The sequence below is a fragment of the Microcoleus sp. Pol12A5 genome, from assembly GCF_036701435.1.
Lineage (GTDB): Bacteria > Cyanobacteriota > Cyanobacteriia > Cyanobacteriales > Microcoleaceae > Microcoleus.
Genome location: NZ_JAUBQU010000319.1, coordinates 1 through 1,048 on the forward strand (window position 1 = coordinate 1; position 1,048 = coordinate 1,048).

2 protein-coding genes are annotated in these 1,048 nt (G+C 41.6%); both read right to left on the bottom strand.

Translation table 11 applies throughout. From position 1 onward, the window contains the following. Positions 1 to 66: 66 nt before the first annotated feature. Positions 67 to 405, bottom strand: a complete 339-nt coding sequence (locus QUA45_RS28995) for a transposase (protein WP_333223412.1) — start codon at positions 403 to 405, stop codon at positions 67 to 69. Positions 406 to 434: 29 nt separating this feature from the next. Further along, entirely contained in the window at positions 435 to 602 is a 168-nt protein-coding gene (locus QUA45_RS29000; protein WP_333101348.1) for a hypothetical protein, read from the bottom strand. Positions 603 to 1,048: the final 446 nt, after the last annotated feature.

Sequence of the window (1,048 nt, forward strand, 5' to 3'; positions counted from 1 at the left end):
AATAGATAGTCTAAATGGAAGCTCATAACGGTAAATGTATTAGTAGGTACATTTTACACCATAAACTCAGGAGAGCCCTTTATGCGCTGGTAAGTTATCCATCACTACTACTGCTCCCGACCACAATTGTGGCACTAAAAATTGATCGATAAACACCTCAAATGCTTGGCTATCCATCGAGTTGTCCATGGTCATTAATGCCACTACTCGCTTGAGACTAATTGCACCAATTACTGTGACTTTCTTGCCTCGATAAAAAGGTTTGACCGCATAGGCTCTCGTGCCTAGTTGGGAACGTGCATGAGTTCTGGTTAAACCTAGCAATACTCCAGTCTCATCTAAAAATACTAGATTTTTTGGCTCGATATCCTTGACTTTTTCCCAATACTCCAACCTTAATTTCATGACTCTTTCAGTGCCTGCTTGGCTACTTCTCACTGTTTTTTTTTACGATTTAATCCCAACTTTTGTAAGGCGTTACACATGGCTGTTCTACCCACCCAATTTCCCGTCTTCTGGGCAAATAACTCAAACAATTCTAGTAAGGTTGCATCGGGATGTGCTGCCACTATTTCTCTCAAAGAAGCTGTGGAATTATTCAAATGACTGTATCTCGGTTTCCCCCTGGGTTTCGGTTGTAAATTTCCCTCTATTTTTTGTTGCTTGACCAGTTTTTGAACTAAGCTTTTACTGACGGAAAAATATCGCTGCTGTTTCTCGGATCGACAGCTTCTGCTCGAGATGGGCTGCTACTATTTTGGATCGCAAATCTACTGAGTATGCTTTCATTAGTATATTATTTTTAGTCGATTCTATTGTACCTCATAACATCCGGAAGTGCTGTAACACTCAACCATTCAGTTTTTCGACCCCGATTCATATCAACTGCGGTAGCATCGGAATTAATATTACTCACAGGTTGGACACGGCGCCGTGCAATCGAAAACGATATTACTTCTGGCTCATCAGAGCTGACGGGGTGACAACACTGTCTAAACCCCTAGCTGACGGGGTTTAGACCGATTTATGGTAAAAAAAGATGGGGTCA